This window comes from Arthrobacter phoenicis, from assembly GCF_047238215.1.
GTDB lineage: Bacteria > Actinomycetota > Actinomycetes > Actinomycetales > Micrococcaceae > Arthrobacter.
Map to the genome: position 1 here is coordinate 2,703,658 of NZ_JBDFMK010000001.1, position 17,574 is coordinate 2,721,231.

18 protein-coding genes and 2 pseudogenes are annotated in these 17,574 nt (G+C 62.1%); 10 read left to right on the top strand and 10 right to left on the bottom strand.

The window, feature by feature from the left end; translation table 11 throughout:
- Positions 1-189: 189 nt before the first annotated feature.
- Positions 190-573 carry a hypothetical protein gene (locus tag ABC337_RS12765; protein ID WP_412883651.1) on the bottom strand — a complete coding sequence of 128 codons (384 nt, stop codon included), beginning with the start codon at positions 571-573 and terminating at the stop codon, positions 190-192.
- A 261-nt stretch (positions 574-834) separates the two neighbouring features.
- Here ABC337_RS12765 and ABC337_RS12770 point away from each other — a divergent pair, with 261 nt between their 5' ends.
- Complete coding sequence (locus ABC337_RS12770) at positions 835-1,119, top strand: hypothetical protein (RefSeq protein WP_412883650.1); 285 nt, start codon at positions 835-837, stop codon at positions 1,117-1,119.
- A gap of 24 nt (positions 1,120-1,143) precedes the next feature.
- Here the strand turns inward: ABC337_RS12770 and ABC337_RS12775 are convergent, their stop codons facing one another.
- The 4 genes from ABC337_RS12775 to ABC337_RS12790 all read right to left on the bottom strand — a co-directional run bounded on the left by ABC337_RS12775 (position 1,144) and on the right by ABC337_RS12790 (position 4,875).
- Positions 1,144-2,145, bottom strand: coding sequence for a competence protein CoiA family protein (locus ABC337_RS12775; protein ID WP_412883649.1), 1,002 nt, complete (start codon positions 2,143-2,145; stop codon positions 1,144-1,146).
- 53 nt (positions 2,146-2,198) lie between these two features.
- Positions 2,199-2,849, bottom strand: a complete 651-nt coding sequence (locus ABC337_RS12780; RefSeq protein ID WP_412883648.1) for a helicase associated domain-containing protein — start codon at positions 2,847-2,849, stop codon at positions 2,199-2,201.
- A gap of 499 nt (positions 2,850-3,348) precedes the next feature.
- Entirely contained in the window at positions 3,349-4,272 is a 924-nt protein-coding gene (locus ABC337_RS12785; protein ID WP_412883647.1) for a DUF3039 domain-containing protein, read from the bottom strand.
- 204 nt (positions 4,273-4,476) lie between these two features.
- Positions 4,477-4,875: a helix-turn-helix domain-containing protein gene (locus tag ABC337_RS12790; protein WP_412883646.1), complete on the bottom strand. Its 399-nt coding sequence runs from the start codon at positions 4,873-4,875 to the stop codon at positions 4,477-4,479.
- Between the two features lie 773 nt (positions 4,876-5,648).
- On the opposite strand from ABC337_RS12790, the gene ABC337_RS12795 reads away from it, so the two are divergent.
- The 4 genes from ABC337_RS12795 to istB all read left to right on the top strand — a co-directional run bounded on the left by ABC337_RS12795 (position 5,649) and on the right by istB (position 9,648).
- Positions 5,649-6,278, top strand: coding sequence for an AAA family ATPase (locus ABC337_RS12795; protein ID WP_412883645.1), 630 nt, complete (start codon positions 5,649-5,651; stop codon positions 6,276-6,278).
- 34 nt (positions 6,279-6,312) lie between these two features.
- Entirely contained in the window at positions 6,313-6,864 is a 552-nt protein-coding gene (locus tag ABC337_RS12800) for a GNAT family N-acetyltransferase (RefSeq protein ID WP_412883644.1), read from the top strand.
- 292 nt (positions 6,865-7,156) lie between these two features.
- On the top strand, positions 7,157-8,833 hold the full coding sequence (gene istA / locus ABC337_RS12805) for an IS21 family transposase (RefSeq protein ID WP_412883643.1): 1,677 nt from the start codon (positions 7,157-7,159) through the stop codon (positions 8,831-8,833).
- Complete coding sequence (gene istB, locus ABC337_RS12810) at positions 8,830-9,648, top strand: IS21-like element helper ATPase IstB (protein WP_412883642.1); 819 nt, start codon at positions 8,830-8,832, stop codon at positions 9,646-9,648. The genes istA and istB overlap by 4 nt, the downstream gene beginning before the upstream one ends.
- Positions 9,649-10,010: 362 nt before the next feature.
- On the opposite strand, the pseudogene ABC337_RS12815 reads toward istB, so the two are convergent.
- Positions 10,011-10,523: pseudogene (locus ABC337_RS12815) on the bottom strand (transposase); the annotation flags it as partial.
- A 134-nt stretch (positions 10,524-10,657) separates the two neighbouring features.
- On the opposite strand from ABC337_RS12815, the gene ABC337_RS12820 reads away from it, so the two are divergent.
- From ABC337_RS12820 to ABC337_RS12830, 3 genes are read left to right on the top strand one after another with little or no spacing between them, the layout of a single operon-like run.
- Positions 10,658-11,860, top strand: a complete 1,203-nt coding sequence (locus tag ABC337_RS12820) for a tyrosine-type recombinase/integrase (RefSeq protein WP_412883641.1) — start codon at positions 10,658-10,660, stop codon at positions 11,858-11,860.
- Positions 11,860-12,798, top strand: a complete 939-nt coding sequence (locus ABC337_RS12825) for a tyrosine-type recombinase/integrase (RefSeq protein ID WP_412883640.1) — start codon at positions 11,860-11,862, stop codon at positions 12,796-12,798. The genes ABC337_RS12820 and ABC337_RS12825 overlap by 1 nt, the downstream gene beginning before the upstream one ends.
- The gene (locus tag ABC337_RS12830; RefSeq protein ID WP_412883639.1) at positions 12,795-13,784 is read left to right on the top strand and encodes a tyrosine-type recombinase/integrase; all 990 of its coding nucleotides are present in this window, start codon (positions 12,795-12,797) and stop codon (positions 13,782-13,784) included. Before ABC337_RS12825 ends, ABC337_RS12830 begins: the two co-directional genes overlap by 4 nt.
- A gap of 78 nt (positions 13,785-13,862) precedes the next feature.
- Here ABC337_RS12830 and ABC337_RS12835 read toward each other — a convergent pair.
- A pseudogene (locus ABC337_RS12835) lies at positions 13,863-14,633 on the bottom strand (IS256 family transposase); the annotation flags it as partial.
- 97 nt (positions 14,634-14,730) lie between these two features.
- Positions 14,731-14,979, bottom strand: a complete 249-nt coding sequence (locus tag ABC337_RS12840; protein ID WP_412883638.1) for an NUDIX domain-containing protein — start codon at positions 14,977-14,979, stop codon at positions 14,731-14,733.
- 171 nt (positions 14,980-15,150) lie between these two features.
- Between ABC337_RS12840 and ABC337_RS12845 the strand changes: the two genes are divergently transcribed.
- Complete coding sequence (locus ABC337_RS12845; protein WP_412883637.1) at positions 15,151-15,777, top strand: HAD family hydrolase; 627 nt, start codon at positions 15,151-15,153, stop codon at positions 15,775-15,777.
- Between the two features lie 163 nt (positions 15,778-15,940).
- The gene (locus tag ABC337_RS12850) at positions 15,941-16,138 is read left to right on the top strand and encodes a GNAT family N-acetyltransferase (protein ID WP_412884933.1); all 198 of its coding nucleotides are present in this window, start codon (positions 15,941-15,943) and stop codon (positions 16,136-16,138) included.
- A 216-nt stretch (positions 16,139-16,354) separates the two neighbouring features.
- Here the strand turns inward: ABC337_RS12850 and ABC337_RS12855 are convergent, their stop codons facing one another.
- Together ABC337_RS12855 and ABC337_RS12860 are read right to left on the bottom strand one after the other, a co-directional pair.
- On the bottom strand, positions 16,355-16,495 hold the full coding sequence (locus ABC337_RS12855; RefSeq protein ID WP_412883636.1) for a hypothetical protein: 141 nt from the start codon (positions 16,493-16,495) through the stop codon (positions 16,355-16,357).
- Positions 16,496-16,956: 461 nt separating this feature from the next.
- Positions 16,957-17,370 (bottom strand): hypothetical protein, encoded by a 414-nt coding sequence (locus ABC337_RS12860; RefSeq protein ID WP_412883635.1) that lies wholly within the window; start codon positions 17,368-17,370, stop codon positions 16,957-16,959.
- Between the last annotated feature and the right edge of the window lie 204 nt (positions 17,371-17,574).

Here is a 17,574-nt window from a genome sequence, read left to right on the forward strand (position 1 = left end):
CTATTTGCCTCACTGGTCCCTGTCGAGCTGATTAATCGGCGCGTTCAGGGTCGGCCACAGCGCGTTTGATTGCGCCGCTGGCGAGATGAAGGGGGGCCAAATGCGGCAGTCGGCCTAGCGGTGAGCGGCAGGGCAAAAAGGCCTGCGCGTGAGAATGCGTCAACCCGTCGGTGCTCGCGCAGATGCGTCTCATCCGTTGAAGCTGTCGTCGATCATTGCCTGAGCCGCGGCCATGACCTTCTTCGACTCCATGGTGGCAATGGCTTCGATGGGCGATACTTCACCGAGCCAGGGGTTGGCTCCGATGAACCAGAGGCGTGCAACGTGCTCGCCCTCGTTGGTGGAGACCGCGATCCACGCCCGGTGGGCCAGTAATAGTCTCTGCACCGCAGCAGGCTTAGGCTCCGGGCCGTTTTCGCGGGCCCACTTGTAGCTTATGCGCGGGTCCTTGCTGCCTGTGAGGGCCGCCACGAGGGTTGCTCCCAGGGCGGAGTTGAGCTGACGAACGACTTCGCGGATCCCCAGGCGTGCGGTCCCGGCGAACCCGGTGTTTTGAATAGTCGAGATGCTCACTGTTGATCCTTGTGTGTTGGGGGGCTCATTCACTCTATCGCTACGGGTACGGTTTAGCCACAAAAAATCCACTACTATTCTAAACTTTTGCGATTGAGGGCATAAAGAACAACGAGGGCCGGCGCTACGCGCCGCCACACGTTTTTTAGTTTTCGGACGTGCCGTAGCGCTTTCTTAGTTGTCGAATCTGTGTTCACATGTGGAGAAGTCTGTGGAGAACGTATGTTCGATAAACCCGGGAATCCGTTCTAAAATTTAGCTGTGATCAAGGCAGGCTCTCCCGAGGACATGGATCGGATGGTCGCGCGCCTGGATGCAGACAGGATCCGTCCTATGGATGACAGTTCGCGGATCCGGGACTTCCCAAAGTATGGCCGCCCGCTTGTGTGCGTCAACGGGATCTACGGCAAGGCTGTGGCCTGGTCAGACCGCTACGGCCTAATCGAGTGGCTGGATGCCTCAGGCAAGTACCACTTGGGCTGGGCCCAGTCCGGGAACATCAAGCGCGTGAGCCCGGAGGAGTGGAAGGGCGGCGGCGGGCTCTAGCTGGCACCGCGGAGATCCGGCGAACTAGCGCTTCTTGCTCATAATACGTGCGATGGCGTCCAGTCTGCGTTGCTCTTCGCGTTCCGGGTCGATATACGGCGCACGTCCACCAACGCCCGGTTGCCCCCAGCCGGAGCGGGTGACGCTCCAGTATTTACCGGACGAGGCACCCTGCTGCTGCGGTGGGTTTCCCAGCGGCTTCGCCGGGGGGTTCCGGTGATCATTGAGCTGAGCAACACGCCTCGGTTCAGGTTTGTCGCCGATGTACTCGGCCATCTCCGGTGGGGGCACAAGAGACCCTACAGCTGACAAGCCCCACTCCGTGAGCGACGCTGCGGCGTAGTGAGTGGGCCTGATGATGCGGCTCTCCGCCGTGGGGTGGCGATAACGTCCTGCGTAGTCCGCCACCATGATGCCGATCTCCTCGTACTCCATGTCGAGCACGACGCTTGTCAGGGGCAGGCCCAGGACCAGGTGAGGAACGTCCGGGGACCATAGCCATACGTCAAGGACGCCTGCACGCTCATAGCCACCATGGCGCCGGCCCCAGTCCTGGCGGTCCATCGGCTTGCGTTGGACCTCGAACGCCAATTGCCGGCCGCCGAACGTCTCTGCCTTCACGTCGCTGCGCAGCCGTACGCCCGGCACCCAGACTTCATCGTCAATTGACCCAGGGAAAATATGTCGTTGGTACCCTGCCCAGTCCATCATCAGCTGCTTGCCGTGCAGGTGCTCTGCTGTCTCGCCGTGCCGGCCCAGACCGTCGGGAGCTTCTCCGGCCTTGTGGCGGAAGTGTATACACTTCTTCTCTGTCTCTACGAGCGAGACGGGAACGTCGCGGCCGGCCTCCAGGCAGTCGATGCAGACGATGTCCTGGGAACCCTTGTATCCGTAGCGGTCGTAATAGGAATTGTTCCCGCGGCGCATCTCGGCTGCGATCACCACACGCCGGTCGGCCTTGTTGTAGGCGACTAGGGGCTCTGTAGGTTCCCAGTCCCGAGGGTAGAGCTGCCGGATCTCGATCATGCGCACAGTATGAGTCGCAGGTCTGACGTTTCGAGCGTTGCCGGGCTGCGCGCTTATCGTCGGGGAGGGCGGCCCCTGGTCCTTCCGCGTTGCCAGCCTGGAACAGCGTCGTCCAGAAGTTTGACCTTTTCAGCTTCGAGCTCGCCACGGCGCTGCTTTTGCCGCTGCGCATGCACCCACACGCCGAGAGTGTGTTCCCGCTCGGAACCGCACTTCTTGTGGCGCGGCCAATCGTTGCCTTCGGCGCGGAAGTTCACGAGCTGACCCAGCCATTGGTGCCATCTGGCTTCCTCCGCCGCAGTCCTGAGATTCCAACCCCATCCCGGGACACGGACAAGGCCCTCGCCGTAGGCCTGGTGAAGAGTGCCTTGGGCTACCTCGCGACGGCGGTCAGAGAACCACCGTGCCATAGATCGCTCCTCCTGATCCGCGGAACGCTCTCTCGGGAACCGGCCCTCGGTTACCACCCACCTGATGATTTCTTCCATGCGGGCAAGGTCCACAGGGGAGCGTCTGCGTTTTGTGCCGGTAGCAGCCAGATGTGCTGCCTCGAGCTCCGGGTCCTTCCGGCGCGCGATGACCAGGTGGTAGCCGACAGTGGCGGGCTCGGCGCCAACGAGGTCAGCGATGCGTTTCCGGCTCAGCCCGAGCCGGTACATCAACACCCATTCCGCGTCAGGAGCGCGCCGCAACTTGCTGTCCATGATGGGTGTCATCTTGCCACGGCGCCGACTCGAAGGTCACCCTAGGATGTTCTGATGCCGCTGGTGCTTGGAGTGGGCACCGATCGGAGTGTTCAGCATCCACCCGGTGCGACAGGGGCTATAGCCAGATATAGGAAGTTATAGGGGGTTATAGGAAAAACCCAATAACCCCCTATAACTTCCTATAACTGAGGGCGTGACCCTGTGGAAGCGCTTGGCGAAGGCTCACGTGCGCTGCCGAACTTGGACGCATTGACGAATCCGAGGCCGCTCCTTCCAACTCCTCGGGGCATCCGATTGAGCTGTCCGCGGCCGCGTAGCAATGGTCTCAGCGGGCTCCGGGGACTGCGGTGAACAGTCCGGTTTTGAGCTGCAGTTCTCGGCAGGGCTGGATGGCCGATCAAGTCATCTGACACATCGAGAGCCCACCCCTGATTCGGGCGGGCTGTGTCCCATGGAATCAGTCAGATTGCTTGGCCTCCAGTCTGCCGCGACGAGGTTAGACCACACCCATCTGGTCATGCCGTTGGGAGCATTCGCTGCAAGTCTCGAGGTCCGTGTGATCGGCTGTGGGTACGAACCAATAGCCACACAAACTAAGTACCGATGATCCCTCAACTTGGGCGTCAACGAGACCATGTTTCCGGGCGTAGTGGGCGCGGAGGCCAATGCGGAGACCCCCCGGTACTGATTCCACGGGAAGGTTTCCTGTGCGGGCGAGTTCCTCTGAGTATGCCCGAGCTGCCGGGTCGATCAGAGCCGAGAATGCATAGGCGTCGTCTGTGTAGGTCGTCGAATGCCATACTTCCGCGTCACTTTGCAGAGCCGCGCGCGCGATCTGAACGGCAAGGTCAACTGCCTTTATTTGCTTGCGGTCGAGGACCGAGGCAACGAGAAAAACTTCCCCCAGCTCAACGCCGTCGACGTCGACTGATTCGATACTCATAGAGAGTTCCCCGATAGCGGCTCTTGAGGACGTGCGGGATGGCGCTGGAAATTCCAGTGTGAACGTCTCGCTGGGGCTTAGAAATGATTCGGCTAGCAACGCCAAGGCGCCGCAATGTATCTGCAGCTTCCAAGCATCCAGGGCCAGAATTTTGTCGTCGACCTTGCCGGCCAGGAAATCTTCTTCTGTGGGCAGCCAGGGTTGTGGACCTGACCGGGTTACATCACGCATGAAGGCGGCGTAAAAATCATCGGTATCGCCTTGGCGGCGGACACCGGCGGCGCACAGCCATACTGTGCTCGTGCCAACAGTTGAATGGTCCGTGGCTGCACCTCTCCAACGCGAGGTCTTCTGTTTCCACCAGTGTGGTGCTGAAAGGCCCGAAATGCTTTCTCGCGACTCCGAACGCTGGTCGAGGCCAAAAGAGGCGTCGAAGTGCCTAACCAGCGGGTGATCGAGGGCGTTGAGGCGGGGCATGTTCCGGAGTTGAGCCGCTACCGAGGACTCCGGAGCTTCGCCAGCAATACACTTGTTGACGAGTGCACGAAGAGTCTTTGCGTAACGGTGATGGTTCGCATCATCCCAATCGGAAGTAAGGTCATCAACCAGGCACCTCAGGGTAACTCGTCTATCCAGCAACATCCGCCCAGCTTAGCTGGAGATCGAAATGCCGGCTCCGGGCTACTCCATGGAGTCGAGCAGGTCGTCTTCAAGCTGCTGACGCTTTGCGATGGACTGCGCATCCGCAGCGCGGAACGCCATCGTGCGGGTCAGGTATTCGCGGACATCGACCATAAATATCCTGCGGTCACGCTCACCAACAACGTGGAATGGGAGCAGCCCGGCATCCAGAACCTTGTAGAGGTGTGTACGGCTGATTCCCAGCATCGCCGCGGCCCGGGCGGGGGTCAACTGGTCGTCATCACGTGCGACAGTGACGCCAACGCCGCTACGTAAGCCATCGCTCATCGCGCCCAATACCTTGCCAAGTTCCGAACCATCCGGAAGTGACGCACGCAGTCTACTCAGCGCATCAATCTCATTTTCGGGCACGACGGAAGCGGACAAGGTGGTAGTCATGTGGAGTTCGCCTTCATAAGAGAACGCACTAGCGTTCCGGGTCCAGGAAAATCATTTCTAGGTGTCACAAGTGTCACACCCGCCATGTCGCGAGTCAAGTCGGCGAAAATTGGATTCGTTTTCAGTGCGCCTCGTTTTTCATGAGCGGCGGGAAAATTACCCCGGAGCGGGTAGACCGCTGCGTTCGTGGGCGCGTCAGGCATGCCCGGGCGTGTCCTGTGCCTAGTCGTGTAGATCGAAGTCCAGATCCAGGTCCTGCGGTGTTCTAAGTCGTCGCCACGTTGAAGCGACCCGGGCGGTGGGGAGGGCTGAAGCTATGGGCATCCGATCCACGGCGGTCAGCTGTTCCAGGTCGAGCCCAGTCAGCCCCGCGACACCTCTGATGGGTACCTGGAATGTGCGGAACCAACGGCCGCGACATTATGAAGTGCTGCGCCCTACCTTGGGCAGGCCTCTCGGTGGTCGTCGGTCCTGGCGATGGGCCGGAGGGTCGAAAAATCCAGCAACATAATGACCGTTATGTTGTGGCCCTGGGGTCAAGGGTGGCGCGGTGAACGAGCAAGCCGGCTGTCGGAGTTCCAGTCGGACGGAACGTGGTTGCAGTAATCCCCCAGAAACCGCCCCCCGTCACCGTGCATTTGATCGTGCGGGTCTTACGTACATGGCCCATGTCAGCAACCGCGCGGGCGCGGCGGCGGCCTTGCACGGGCACGATGATCGACCGGCTTGCGGGCACCCCGTGAGGGACACTTTCTGGCGCTAGAGTTCGGTCTATGATCGTTTGGCTTAACGGCACCCACGGGGCGGGGAAGACGACGACGAGCGCGCTCGTGCAACGGTTGTTGCCCGACTCGCGCGTCTTCGACGCGGAGAAGGTCGGTGAGGTGCTCATGGACATCAAGCCGGGACTTCCCGCGACGGACAACTTCCAGCACTGGCAGCCATGGCGGACCCTCGTCGTCGAAACCGCTCGGCGCGTGCTCGAGTACACCGGAGGCACACTCGTGATGCCGATGACTGTCTTAGTCGAAAACTACTGGCGGGAGATAAGCGATGGTCTTAAGGGGTACGGCATACCGATCCAGCATTTCGTGCTCCACGCAGACCAGGCCACGCTCCGCGACCGCATACAGAACGACAAAGACCTAGGCCCCTCGACGTTCCGCTTCGCGTACTTGGAGCCCTACGCCGAGGCAGCGCATACCTGGCTGCACAATGAAGCCGAGGTTGTTGACACCACACACATAACGGCGCACCAGGCAGCGCAGAAGATTGCGGCTTCAGTGCTTGATAACTGGGAGTACGGAACAGGCGGCACGCTTCTGCCCAGGGAAGGATCGGTTACCGGAAGTGGGCAAAGGGTGGAAAACCGCCTCTCTTCGGCAGGCGAGGATGAATCTTGAGCAGCGGGACGATGACCATGACGATAATCGAGGTATGACTGAGCACTTACCGTCTTGGCCGACCACACCACCGACCTTCGGTTCAGTCGTCTTGCGCGAGTTCGCCGACGACGACGTACACCTCGCCCTCGAGTTGGGGGAGGATCCTTACATCCCTCTCATTGGCAGCCTTCCCGCGCTCCCCACGGCAAAGCAGGCTCAGGAGTGGATTTACCGGCAGCGTGGCCGGCTTGCCGAAGGAAAAGGGCTGTCCTTCGCCATCGCTGATGCTGAATCCGGCAACGCTGTCGGCGCCATCGGGCTGTGGCTTCAGGACATGTCGGCCGGACGTGCGACGGCTGGCTACTCGGTTACCCCCGCGCACCGGGGCCGCGGAATCGCCAAGAGTGCGTTGAAGGCACTGACAGCCTTCGCTTGGACCATCCCCACTCTGCACCGGATCGAGCTGTATATCGAGCCGTGGAACAGCAGCTCAAGTCGCGTTGCCGAAGCGTCTGGCTTCCAGCGGGAGGGCCTGCTCCGCAGCCATCAGGAAATTGACGGCACCCGGCGCGACATGGTGCTCTACGCGACAACGCGACTCTGATCGCTTGCCCTATGCCGATGGAGTGGCCGCTAGGGGACCCTCACCGGGACGCCCCTAGTCGGTAGTAGCGTTGGACCGTGTCTCTACTCGTTCCCCCTTCGGTTGGCTTTCATGCGGCGTGGCTAGAGGCGCACAGGGAATGGGGCGACGTGAATATGGCAGTTTGATTCAGGACCGGTGTGACGGCCTGATCCAGGACCACCCACGACTCGCCGGTTGCTTGTAACGGTTTGAGTCAGGACCACCTCCAGTGTTGCTTTCATCTAATGAAAGCGAGCATTTGGAGGTCCGGATGAGGGTGCGCATGGAGCTGTTTGCCAAGATTCGCCGAGACGCCCGCGTTGAGGGCATGTCCATCCGTGGGCTGGCGAAACGGCACCAGATCGGCAGAGACACTGTCCGGCAGGCCTTGTCGGATCCTGTCCCACCGCCACGAAAGACGCCCGAGAGGTCGTCGCCCCGGCTGGAGTCGTTCAAGCATGCGATCGACGCGATGTTGGTCGAGGACACGACGGCGCCGAGGAAGCAGCGTCATACCGCCCGCAGGGTCCTGGCCCGTCTGATCGAGGAGCACGGAGCGGAGGAGTTGTCGTATTCGACGGTGCGTGACTACGTGCGCGTCCGTCGGGCGCAGATCGATGTGGAGGCTGGTCGCAGGGTCGAGGTGTTCGTTCCGCAGGAACACGCTCCGGGTGCGGAGGCCGAGGTGGACTTCGGTGAAGTCTGGGTCGTGCTGAACGGGGTGAAGACGAAGTGCCACATGTTCGTCTTCCGGCTGTCCCACTCCGGCAAGGCGTTCCACCGGATTTACCCGACACAGGCCCAGGAGGCTTTCCTTGAAGGCCACCTCGAGGCATTCAGCGAGATCGGCGGGGTGCCGGTCAAGCACATCAGGTATGACAACCTCACCAGCGCGGTCACGGCGGTGGTGTTCGGGCGGGGCCGGCAGCGCCTGGAGAACGACCGGTGGGTGCTCTTCAGATCGCACTATGGCTTCGACCCGTTCTACTGCCAGCCCGGTATCGACGGGGCTCATGAGAAGGGCGGGGTTGAGGGGGAGGTCGGCTGGTTCCGCCGCAACCGGCTCTCGCCCATGCCCGTTGCTGAGTCGCTGGATGAGCTCAACGACCGCATCCGGGCCCGGGAAGCCCAGGACGATGCCCGGCGGATCAATGACAGGATCCGCACCATCGGCCAGGACTTCGCCGCCGAACAGCCGTTCCTGACACCGCTGCCCGCAGAGGCCTTCGACCCGGGTCTGGTGCTGACACCCAGGGTGGACGGGTCCTCGATGATCACCGTGCGCATGGTGAAGTACTCCGTCCCGGCCCGGTTCATCGGCCGGAAAGTCCGGGTGTCGCTGCGGGCATCCGAGGTCGTGGTGTTCGACGGCCGTGCCGTGGCCGCCAGACATCCGCGGATCGTTGCCAAAGGCGGGCAATCAGTCCAGCTGGACCACTACCTCGAGGTCCTCAAGACCAAACCGGGCGCCCTTCCCGGTTCCACCGCACTGGCCCGGGCGCGGGAGTCCGGGGCGTTCACCAGCGCCCACGAGGCGTTCTGGGCCGCCTCCCGCCGGGTCAACGGCGACGCGGACGGGACCCGTGAACTCATCGACGTCCTGCTGCTCCACCGCTCCATGGACGCCGGTGACATTGAGGCCGGGATCACTGCGGCGCTAGGGGTCGGTGCTGTCAGTGCCGATGTCGTCGCCGTCGAAGCCCGCAGACACGCAACAATGCCGTACGGCGGTGGGTCCGGTTCGGACCGTCATCCCGGTGCTCACGCTGAAGAGAATGTGCACCGAGTTGTCAGCCTTACGCAGCGCCGGCTCATGGACCCCGCCGCGGTCATCGCTGGGCTGCCGCCGGACAGGCGTCCGCTTCCGTCGATCGGAATTTATGACGAGCTGCTGGCCAAACGCACCGAAGACTCCACAGGAACAGCGTCGAAGGAGAACATCTCATGAGCCCCAATGTCCCCGGAACAAGCATCACTCCGACTCTGCGCCGGCGGCGCGGCCTGACCGAACAGGCCGCCGTCGCGGCCGTGGACCAGGCCTGCCGCCGGCTCCGGCTGCCCACGATCCGGGCGGTCCTGGACGAAGCCCTCACCGTCGCCGGCAAGGAACAACTGTCCTACCAGGGGTTCCTGGCCGAACTGCTGCTGGCCGAGTGCGACGACCGGGACCGGCGCTCCTCCATCCGCAGGGTGAAAGCGGCAGGTTTCCCGCGTGACAAATGGCTCGGCGATTTCGATTTCGACGCGAACCCGAATATCAACCCCGCCACCATCCACACCCTCGCCACCGGGGACTGGATCCGCAAAGGATCGCCCCTGTGCCTGATCGGGGACTCCGGCACCGGCAAATCCCACCTGCTCATCGGGCTTGGCACCGCCGCGGCGGAGAAGGGCTACCGGGTCAAGTACACCCTCGCCACGCGGCTCGTGAACGAACTCGTCGAAGCCGCCGACGAGAAAGTCCTCGCCAAGACCATCGCCCGCTACGGCCGTGTCGACCTGCTCTGCATCGATGAACTCGGATATATGGAACTGGACCGCCGCGGCGCCGAACTCCTCTTCCAGGTCCTCACCGAAAGGGAAGAGAAAAACTCCATCGCCATCGCTTCCAACGAGTCCTTCTCCGGCTGGACCAAGACCTTCACCGACCCCCGCCTCTGCGCCGCCATCGTCGATCGGCTGACCTTCAACGGCGCCATCATCGAAACCGGCACCGACTCCTACCGCCTCGCCCACACCCTCGCCCAACAAACCGCAGGTTAACCGGGCGGTCTTGGTTCCTCAAGCGGAGGCCCGCCATCCAGCCCGGCGATTCATACTTCAACCGACGACGAAAATCCAAAGGAGATGATTGGGGGCATTTCCGCGCCTAAGCGGTTCGAGGACGTGGCGTTCATGGGGAACGACTGGCGACGGCAGGTCATCGAGATGAAACCATCTAAGATCAGCGGCTTTGTCCTCCTCCATCAATTGCGGCTCTGATGCCCATGACGTGCACTCGAAGAAGAAATCAACTCTTCCATGGCTGGCTTCCGCACCTTCTTGACTACGGTGCATCACGACTAGTGGGTTTACGTCCCGCTGAGTGGTGGAGTTTCTCGACACCGTGCAGGTCAGTTCTCTGATTATGCTGCTGTGAGTTCGGGGAGCAAAATCGCCTCCTCTATCGGCGTGGCGGGTGCGGTGTCCATGGCCGTGAGTTCGGCCATGGAGGCCTCGGAGAGGTAGCGGCGGTCTCCGGCTTCCCATTCGTCGTGCTGCTCGACCAGGACGGCGCCGGCGAGCCGGAGAAGGGCTGCGGGGTTGGGGAAGACCCCGACGACGTCGGTGCGTCTTTTGATTTCTTTATTGACCCGCTCCATGGGATTTGTCGACCAGACCTGACGCCAATGTTTCACCGGGAACCCAGTGAACGCGAGCACGTCGTCCCGGGCATCGCCGAGCATCGCGGCGACCTTCGGGTGGGATTTGGCGAGCATCCGGGTGACTTCGTCGAACTGGGTGTTCACGTGCCCGGCGTCGGGCTGGGCGAAGGCGGTGCGGATGATCGAGGCGACCATGTCCTGGGATCCCTTTGGCACGGTCGAGAGCACGTTCCGCATGAAATGGGTTTTATGCCGACGTCGGCATAAAACCCATTATGCCGATGTCCGGATTATGCCGATGTCGCCGGTGGTGCCCTTATTCCGTGCGGGTTCCGTGGAATTGGAGTCGGCATAATCTGACCCACCGGGGGGACGCTTGATTCTCATTCGTATGAGAGGAGAGCAGGATGATCAAGGTTCTCAGATCGTTGGTCGTGGGCCCATTACAGGATTACGCTCCGGCGGTCGCGGAAGAATTGGCGCGGGTCGGTTACACAACCTCGTCGGCTGGTCAGCACATGGCATTCGTCGCTCATCTAAGTCGGTGGATGGAGGGTGAGCATCACTCCGTCGAGGATCTGACGGACGATGTGCTGGAGAAGTACTTTACTACCCGCCGGACGGCGGGGTATGTGAACTATCGGACGATGAAGGCCGCGAGGCCTTTGCGGCGGGTTTTGGCCACGCACGGGGTCGTCGTCACCTCGACGGCGGTGCCGACTGCATCGCAACTTGTGTTGGACCGCTTCGCCGAATACCTCACGCACGTGCGGGGCTTGGCTGCTGGCACGGTCACCGGTTACATCGGCCGGATACACCCGTTGGTTGTCGCCCGGCTGGAGACGGCCGGGGTCGGTTTTGATGGCTTGACGTCGATCGATGTTCACCGGTTCCTTGCGGAGAGGTGCGCCGGTGAGGCGGCATCGTCGGCGCAGTTGTGCGTCTCGGCGGTGCGCTCGTTCCTGGGTTTCCTGCACCTGGATGGCATTGCTATGTCGGTGTCGGCGGCGGCAGTTCCATCGGCGGCAGGCTGGTCGCAGGCTGCTCTGCCCAAAGATCTGACCGCCGCCGCACTTGCGGCGCTGCTGGCCAGCTGCGACCGGGACACCGGGGGCGGGCGCCGCGATTACGCGGTCATGTTGTTGTTATGCCGGATCGGTCTGCGCGCCGGCGAAGTCGCCGCGCTCGAGCTGCGTGATCTGCATTGGGGCGCGGGAGAATTCGTGGTGCACGGCAAGGGAAACCATCCGGCACGCCTGCCGCTTCCCACCGAGGTGGGCGAGGCGCTGGTGGAGTATTTGCGCTACGCCCGTCCGACCGGGATCCATCACACGGCAGTCTTCTTAGGGCATAAAGCACCCCATGACCCGATAAGTTCCTCCGGGCTCAGCTCTGCTGTTGCCCGCGCGGCCCGGCGGGCGGGACTGGGCACGATCCACGCCCACCGGTTGCGCCATGCGGCGGCGACACAGATGTTGCGCGGTGGGTCATCGTTTGCGGAGGTCGGGTTGGTTCTTCGCCATCAACGCCAGCTGACGACGGCGATTTACGCCAAAGTCGACCGCGAAGCACTCCGGGGCCTGACCCGCGCTTGGCCGGGGGCATTGTGATGGACACGAAGACAGCTGATGGTCTGCGACTCGCGCTGGTGGAGTATCTGCAGACCCGTCGCGCGCTCGGATACACGCTGGCGCGCACCGAGAAGCTGCTGAACCAGTTCGTCGACTATCTCGTCGCATCGGACGCGGCCGGAATCAATACGGCAGCGGCATTGTCGTGGGCAAGCCTGCCCGAGAAATCGGACGGAAGTTGGCGCAACTACCGACTTTCCGTCGTTCGCACCTTCGCCCGCTATCTGAACATTTCGGACACCACGGCTGAAGTCCCGGCGATGGGCCTGCTGCCCTACAGCCCACCGCGGGCAACGCCGTATCTGTATTCGGCCGCCGAGATCACGGCATTGATGGACGCCGCCTCGATCCTGTCCTGCCCGCAACGGCGCGGCACAATGGCCACGGTGGTTGGGCTGTTGGCGACCACCGGCATGCGGGTCGGTGAGGCCATCCGGCTGGACGTGACCGATATTGACACGAACCGGCAATTACTGCGGATCCGCGACAGCAAATTCGGCAAGACCCGTGAGGTGCTGCTGCATCCCACCGTCATCGCTGCGCTGGAAAAGTATCGCTCCGACCGCGCTCAGTGGCAGCCGGCAAGTGAGTGCCCGGCGTTGTTTCTCTCACTGGCCGGCACCCGGCTGTTGTATTGCAACGTCCACCACGCCTTCCAACGGATGGTGGCCGAGGGGGGACTACCGGCACGGTCAGGCAAATGCCGACCCCGAATTCATGACCTCCGGCACTCGTTCGCCGTAGCTTCGATGCTGGACGCCTACACGGCTGGCGGTGACGGCCAGGCGCAGCTGGCGTTGATCTCGACCTATCTGGGGCACACCGATCCCGCGGCAACGTATTGGTATCTTTCCGCCGCGCCCGACCTCATGGCCGCCGCAACCAACCGACTGGCCGCATACGAGGAGCGGTCATGACCGCCATAAATGCCACGTTGCAGTCGTTCTTCACGGACCGCTTGACACGGCAAAAGGACGCCAGCAGCCACACCATCGCCGCTTACCGCGACACCCTGAGGCTGCTTCTTGTCTTCGCCGCCGCCACCCATAAGGTCCCGGCGTCGTCGTTGCAGTGGGACCACCTCGATGCCGCGGACATCACCGCATTTCTAGACCACCTGCAGAAAGACCGCGGTAACAGCGCCCGGACCCGCAACGCCCGGCTGAGTGCGATCCATAGCCTGTTCCGTTACGCGGCCCTCCACCATCCAGAGCACGCTGCCAGCATCGCGCGAGTGTTGGCGATCCCACCTCAACGCGTCGATCGTCACCTCATCGACTACCTCGAGGACCGGGAGTGCGAAGCACTGTTGGCGGCGCCGGATCGCAGCACCTGGACCGGGCGGCGCGACTACACGTTCCTGGTCGTTGCCCTACAAACCGGACTACGCGTGTCTGAACTCATCGGACTCACCACGAGCGATGTCCATCTGGGTGCCGGAGCTCACCTGTCCTGCCGCGGCAAGGGACGCAAAGACCGCATCACCCCGCTCACCCCGAACACGGTCACCACACTGCGCGACTGGGAGAGAGAACAGGCGCCTACGGGAATCACGGTGCTGTTTCCCAGCCGCACCGGCCAGCTCCTCAGCCGCGACGCGATCGAACATCGCATCGCCATCCATACCCACGCCGCAACTGGGAGTTGTCCGAGCCTGGCCGATAAACACGTCACCGCCCACGTCCTGCGACACACCACCGCGATGCGACTTCTCCACGCCGGCGTCGATACCAGCGTCATCGCGCTATGGCTCGGCCACGAACAAGTCGACACCACACAGATCTACATCGTCGCAGACCTGAAAGTGAAGGAAGACGCCATCAACCGCACCCGGCCTCTCACCAGCGCCCGGGGCAGATATCGTCCCCCAGACGACATTCTGGCGTGGCTCGGCACGCTCTGATTATGCCGACTCCAATTCCACGGAACCCGCACGGAATAAGGGCACCACCGGCGACATCGGCATAATCCGGACATCGGCATAATGGACCCGGCAGCGCTGCCATGCCGCGCCCTGGAACACCGTCCCGATGGCCTTCTTCAGCCCGCTGTGGGCGTCGGAGATCACCAGCTTCACCCCGGCCAGCCCGCGGGCCTTCAAGGACCGCAGGAACGCGGTCCAGAACCCCTCGTTTTCACTGTCGCCGACGTCGAAGCCCAGGACTTCCCGCCGCCCGTCGGCGGCGACGCCGAAGGCGACCACGACCGCCTGGGACACGACGCGGTGCCCGACACGTGCTTTGCAGTAGGTGGCGTCCAGGAACACGTACGGGTAGTCCAGTCCGGAGAGGTCGCGGTCCCGGAACGCGCCGACCTCGTGGTCCAGGTCCTCGCAGATCCGGGAAACTTCTGACTTGGAAATCCCTGTATCGGCGCCGAGGGCCTTGACCAGGTCATCGACCTTGCGGGTGGAGACACCGTGCAGATACGCCTCCATCACCACGGCGTAGAGGGCCTGGTCGACGCGGCGGCGGCGTTCCAGCAGTGCCGGGAAGAACGACCCGTTGCGCAGCTTCGGGATCTTCAGGTTCAGGTCTCCTGCGGTGGTCGTCAGCGTCCTGGGCCGGGACCCGTTGCGGTGGGTGGTTCGGTCCCCGGTCCGTTCGAACGGGGCGGCGCCGATGAACGCTGTCGCCTCCGCATCGATGAGCTGCTGGTACAGCGTTTCGGTCGCGGCACGGATCCGATCGGAGACATCGGTGAGTTTCAGTTGGCCAAGCAGGTCAAGCAGGGCAGACTGGTCTAGAGCCATCGTGTGTTTGTGTCCTTTGTGAGTTCTTTGATCGGTACTCACTGACCATCGCACGATGGCTCACTACGTTGCCGGAGCAACGCGCAACGCCGGAGAACTACACCACTCCACGGGACGTAACCACTAGTGGGCGCAGGTCCGCTGAACTAACCACGATTCCCAGTTCCTCATAGGCTTCGCGCGCTGCGGCGCCTATAGCTGACTCGTTTGATTCAACGTGTCCCGCAGCAGCATCTGCCCAGTGCCCATCTAAGTAGCCGGTCCCTTTACGCAGCTGTAGGAGTACGCAGTCGCGGCGTCTGAAAACGACATAGCTGACTGGAGTTAGCTGGAATCGATCATCCATTGGTCATACCTCCTTGAATTGCACGCACGTTCCATGGTGGCTCGATCGGGACATCCCAGACACCTTGAAGAGAATAACGCCAGGGAGAGTCTGTTCGGCGAGCCTTCCCACGCAACATGCCGTAAGGGGACCGGACATCGGACGGCCCTGGAGTAGTGAAAGGATTACACGATGACGACAATTCGTATGCCTGCTGGAATCCGGGGGGTGGTGTTCGATGTCGGAGAAACCTTGGTTGACGAAACCCGCGCGTGGACGACCCAGGCAGAGCGCGCGGGAGTAACGCCGTTCACGTTGATGGGGCTTCTTGGTGCACTCATCGCCCGAGACGAGGACCACCGACGTGTATGGGACATGCTGGGGGTTGAGCGTCCGGCCGAGCCTCCACTCATCGAGCGAGTCGACCTCTACCCCGATGCGATTGCTTGTCTACGCGCTGCTGGGCATGCTGGCCTGTCGGTCGGTATAGCCGGGAATCAGCCGGCTGGAGTCGAGGCCCAGCTGCGCGAGGCAGGTTTCAACGCGGATTTCATCGCTTCCTCTGCCGCCTGGGGTGTCACGAAGCCTTCCGCAGAGTTCTTTTCCCGAATCGTCGACACCGCGAAGCTTGATGCCGGGCAGATCCTGTACGTCGGCGATCGCCTCGATAACGATGTGCTGCCTGCCCGCAATGCCGGCATGCGGACTGCCTTCGTTCGTCGTGGCCCGTGGGGATACCTCCACGCACAGCGCCCGCAAGTCGAACTGGCCGACATGCGCATTGAATCCCTGGCGGAACTGACAATGGCGTTCGGCTGAAGTTGGCCGCTGCCACCTCGGCGCACATCCGGTGAAGGATGCTGCTTCGGCTTCCTGCAACGGAACGGCAGGTGGTCCTGGATCAGGCCGTCTAAGTGGTCCTGAATCAGGTTGACATACTCAGGAAGCTTCGACTGGAGGCGACGGGGCCACCTTCCGTTGGATCGTTGAGGACGGCAGAGTTTGTGGGGGAATCGCTCTGCGCCACGAATCAGCCCAGGACGTGGATGTACTGGGACATGTAGGCTATGGCCTCCGGCCGTCCGCCCGAGGCCGCGGCCTTTCCGCTGTGGCGCTACAGGAAATACTCGGTGTGGCAAAGGCACGCGGTATGAATCGAGTCTGCTGGCCTGCTTTGTAGACAACGTTTCCTCGGTCAGGACTATGGAACGCTGCAGAGGAGTTCTGGACCGAACCGTCGTGACAGCCCAGGGGGAAGTCGGGCGCTACACGATAAATATCTGACGGACTCGTTTCTAGGATGCCCGATAGCCGATCCCCTTTCGTGCTTGACCGATCGATAAGCAACGCTGTCAAAGAGAGCAGCCACATAGCGCCGAAAGTCATAACTGAAAGGCTAGTCACCCTCCGTTTGACGCCACTTCTCCTTCAACTTCTCGATGTATTGGCCGGCCGTGAGTCCGCTGGCCAGGAACTCGTTGATGCTCTCGACGGTCTCGCGGGTGGGGTACATGCCGTCCAAGGCCCAGCTGGCCATCGTATCGATGGTGAGTTCGCGTAGTTGCTTAGGCGTCAGGACACGGTCAGGTTGCTCTTCGGGGAGATCTCGATGCTGCCTTGGGTCACACATTGCGACCTCCTGTTCCTGGTGTGGCGGCCCCTGAAGTTTACGACTGGGAAAGGAAACACAGCATGCCGATCAGGCTCATCCAGGAAGCTCTGGCCACCTAGCCGACTGCCGCTCAATAACCTCGCAATCCGAAGGGTCTTGGAAGACCTAGGAAGTTCTAGGGGGTTCTAGGAAAAATCCTAGAACCCACTAGAACTTCCTAGAAGTCGGTGGAACTTCAACCTTGACGCCCGCGGGAGCCTGTGGCGAGAATCCGGTTTTGCGCCCCAGGCTGTCTCCTGCCAGCGATGGCCGGCTTCCGTGTAGACGACCCCTCCGAGCTAGCAAGTGGGGTGCCGGTTCGGTAGTTGGACGTCGGTTGGGTCTGGTCACATTCGGCTGCCGGCCGCGTCCGTGAACGCGGCGATGACTCTGGCGGGTTCATCAAGGTGGTCGACTGGGCGGCCATCATCCGCAAAGTACGTCGTCGGGGATGTCATCCAAAAGACGGTGCTCTGGCCACTCCAGCCGTACTCGCTGGCGATCTCCTTCAAGTCTTTCAATAGTGGGCGGACACTCATCGGCACCTCACCGCAGGGCGACGGTTCAAACAGGAACCCCGGATACAGGGTCTCGCCGCGATACCGGACCCCGAAGTCTGGCAGATCCGTGGCGTTTACTTGTCCAAGCGCGGCTTGGGCATCGTCCTCGGTGAGAAGCCCGAACTCCCGACCGATCTGCTTTACCAAGTTGATTTGGGCCTGAACAGACCGGGCTAATTGCGGCGAGACGTCGCCGTCCACGCTCTCCAAGGCGCGGAACACCGCTGCCGTAGTTTCTGCGGACCGGGCGCGCGCTGTGTCGTCGGCTCCGTGCCGGTCGGAAGGTCCTGAAGGTGCGGCCATCGTCTGTTCCCTGTCATGCCAAAATATGCCTTGCTATGTGACGATAGACCATCCATTGGCGACCGGAAAGCGCTGCGGTTTGCGCCTTACATTCCGGGCGGA

What these genes read in the sequence shown, in the direction of transcription:
- ABC337_RS12830 (WP_412883639.1), top strand. Translation starts at nt 12,795, where the DNA reads ATGACCGCCATAAATGCCACGTTGCAGTCGTTCTTCACGGACCGCTTG.
- ABC337_RS12840 (WP_412883638.1), bottom strand. Translation starts at nt 14,979, where the DNA reads ATGGATGATCGATTCCAGCTAACTCCAGTCAGCTATGTCGTTTTCAGA.
- ABC337_RS12790 (WP_412883646.1), bottom strand. Translation starts at nt 4,875, where the DNA reads ATGACTACCACCTTGTCCGCTTCCGTCGTGCCCGAAAATGAGATTGAT.
- ABC337_RS12800 (WP_412883644.1), top strand. Translation starts at nt 6,313, where the DNA reads ATGACTGAGCACTTACCGTCTTGGCCGACCACACCACCGACCTTCGGT.
- istA (WP_412883643.1), top strand. Translation starts at nt 7,157, where the DNA reads ATGAGGGTGCGCATGGAGCTGTTTGCCAAGATTCGCCGAGACGCCCGC.
- ABC337_RS12785 (WP_412883647.1), bottom strand. Translation starts at nt 4,272, where the DNA reads ATGCCCCGCCTCAACGCCCTCGATCACCCGCTGGTTAGGCACTTCGAC.
- ABC337_RS12795 (WP_412883645.1), top strand. Translation starts at nt 5,649, where the DNA reads ATGATCGTTTGGCTTAACGGCACCCACGGGGCGGGGAAGACGACGACG.
- ABC337_RS12855 (WP_412883636.1), bottom strand. Translation starts at nt 16,495, where the DNA reads ATGGCCAGCTGGGCCTTGGACGGCATGTACCCCACCCGCGAGACCGTC.
- ABC337_RS12820 (WP_412883641.1), top strand. Translation starts at nt 10,658, where the DNA reads ATGATCAAGGTTCTCAGATCGTTGGTCGTGGGCCCATTACAGGATTAC.
- ABC337_RS12780 (WP_412883648.1), bottom strand. Translation starts at nt 2,849, where the DNA reads ATGGACAGCAAGTTGCGGCGCGCTCCTGACGCGGAATGGGTGTTGATG.
- ABC337_RS12775 (WP_412883649.1), bottom strand. Translation starts at nt 2,145, where the DNA reads ATGATCGAGATCCGGCAGCTCTACCCTCGGGACTGGGAACCTACAGAG.
- ABC337_RS12825 (WP_412883640.1), top strand. Translation starts at nt 11,860, where the DNA reads ATGGACACGAAGACAGCTGATGGTCTGCGACTCGCGCTGGTGGAGTAT.
- ABC337_RS12845 (WP_412883637.1), top strand. Translation starts at nt 15,151, where the DNA reads ATGACGACAATTCGTATGCCTGCTGGAATCCGGGGGGTGGTGTTCGAT.
- istB (WP_412883642.1), top strand. Translation starts at nt 8,830, where the DNA reads ATGAGCCCCAATGTCCCCGGAACAAGCATCACTCCGACTCTGCGCCGG.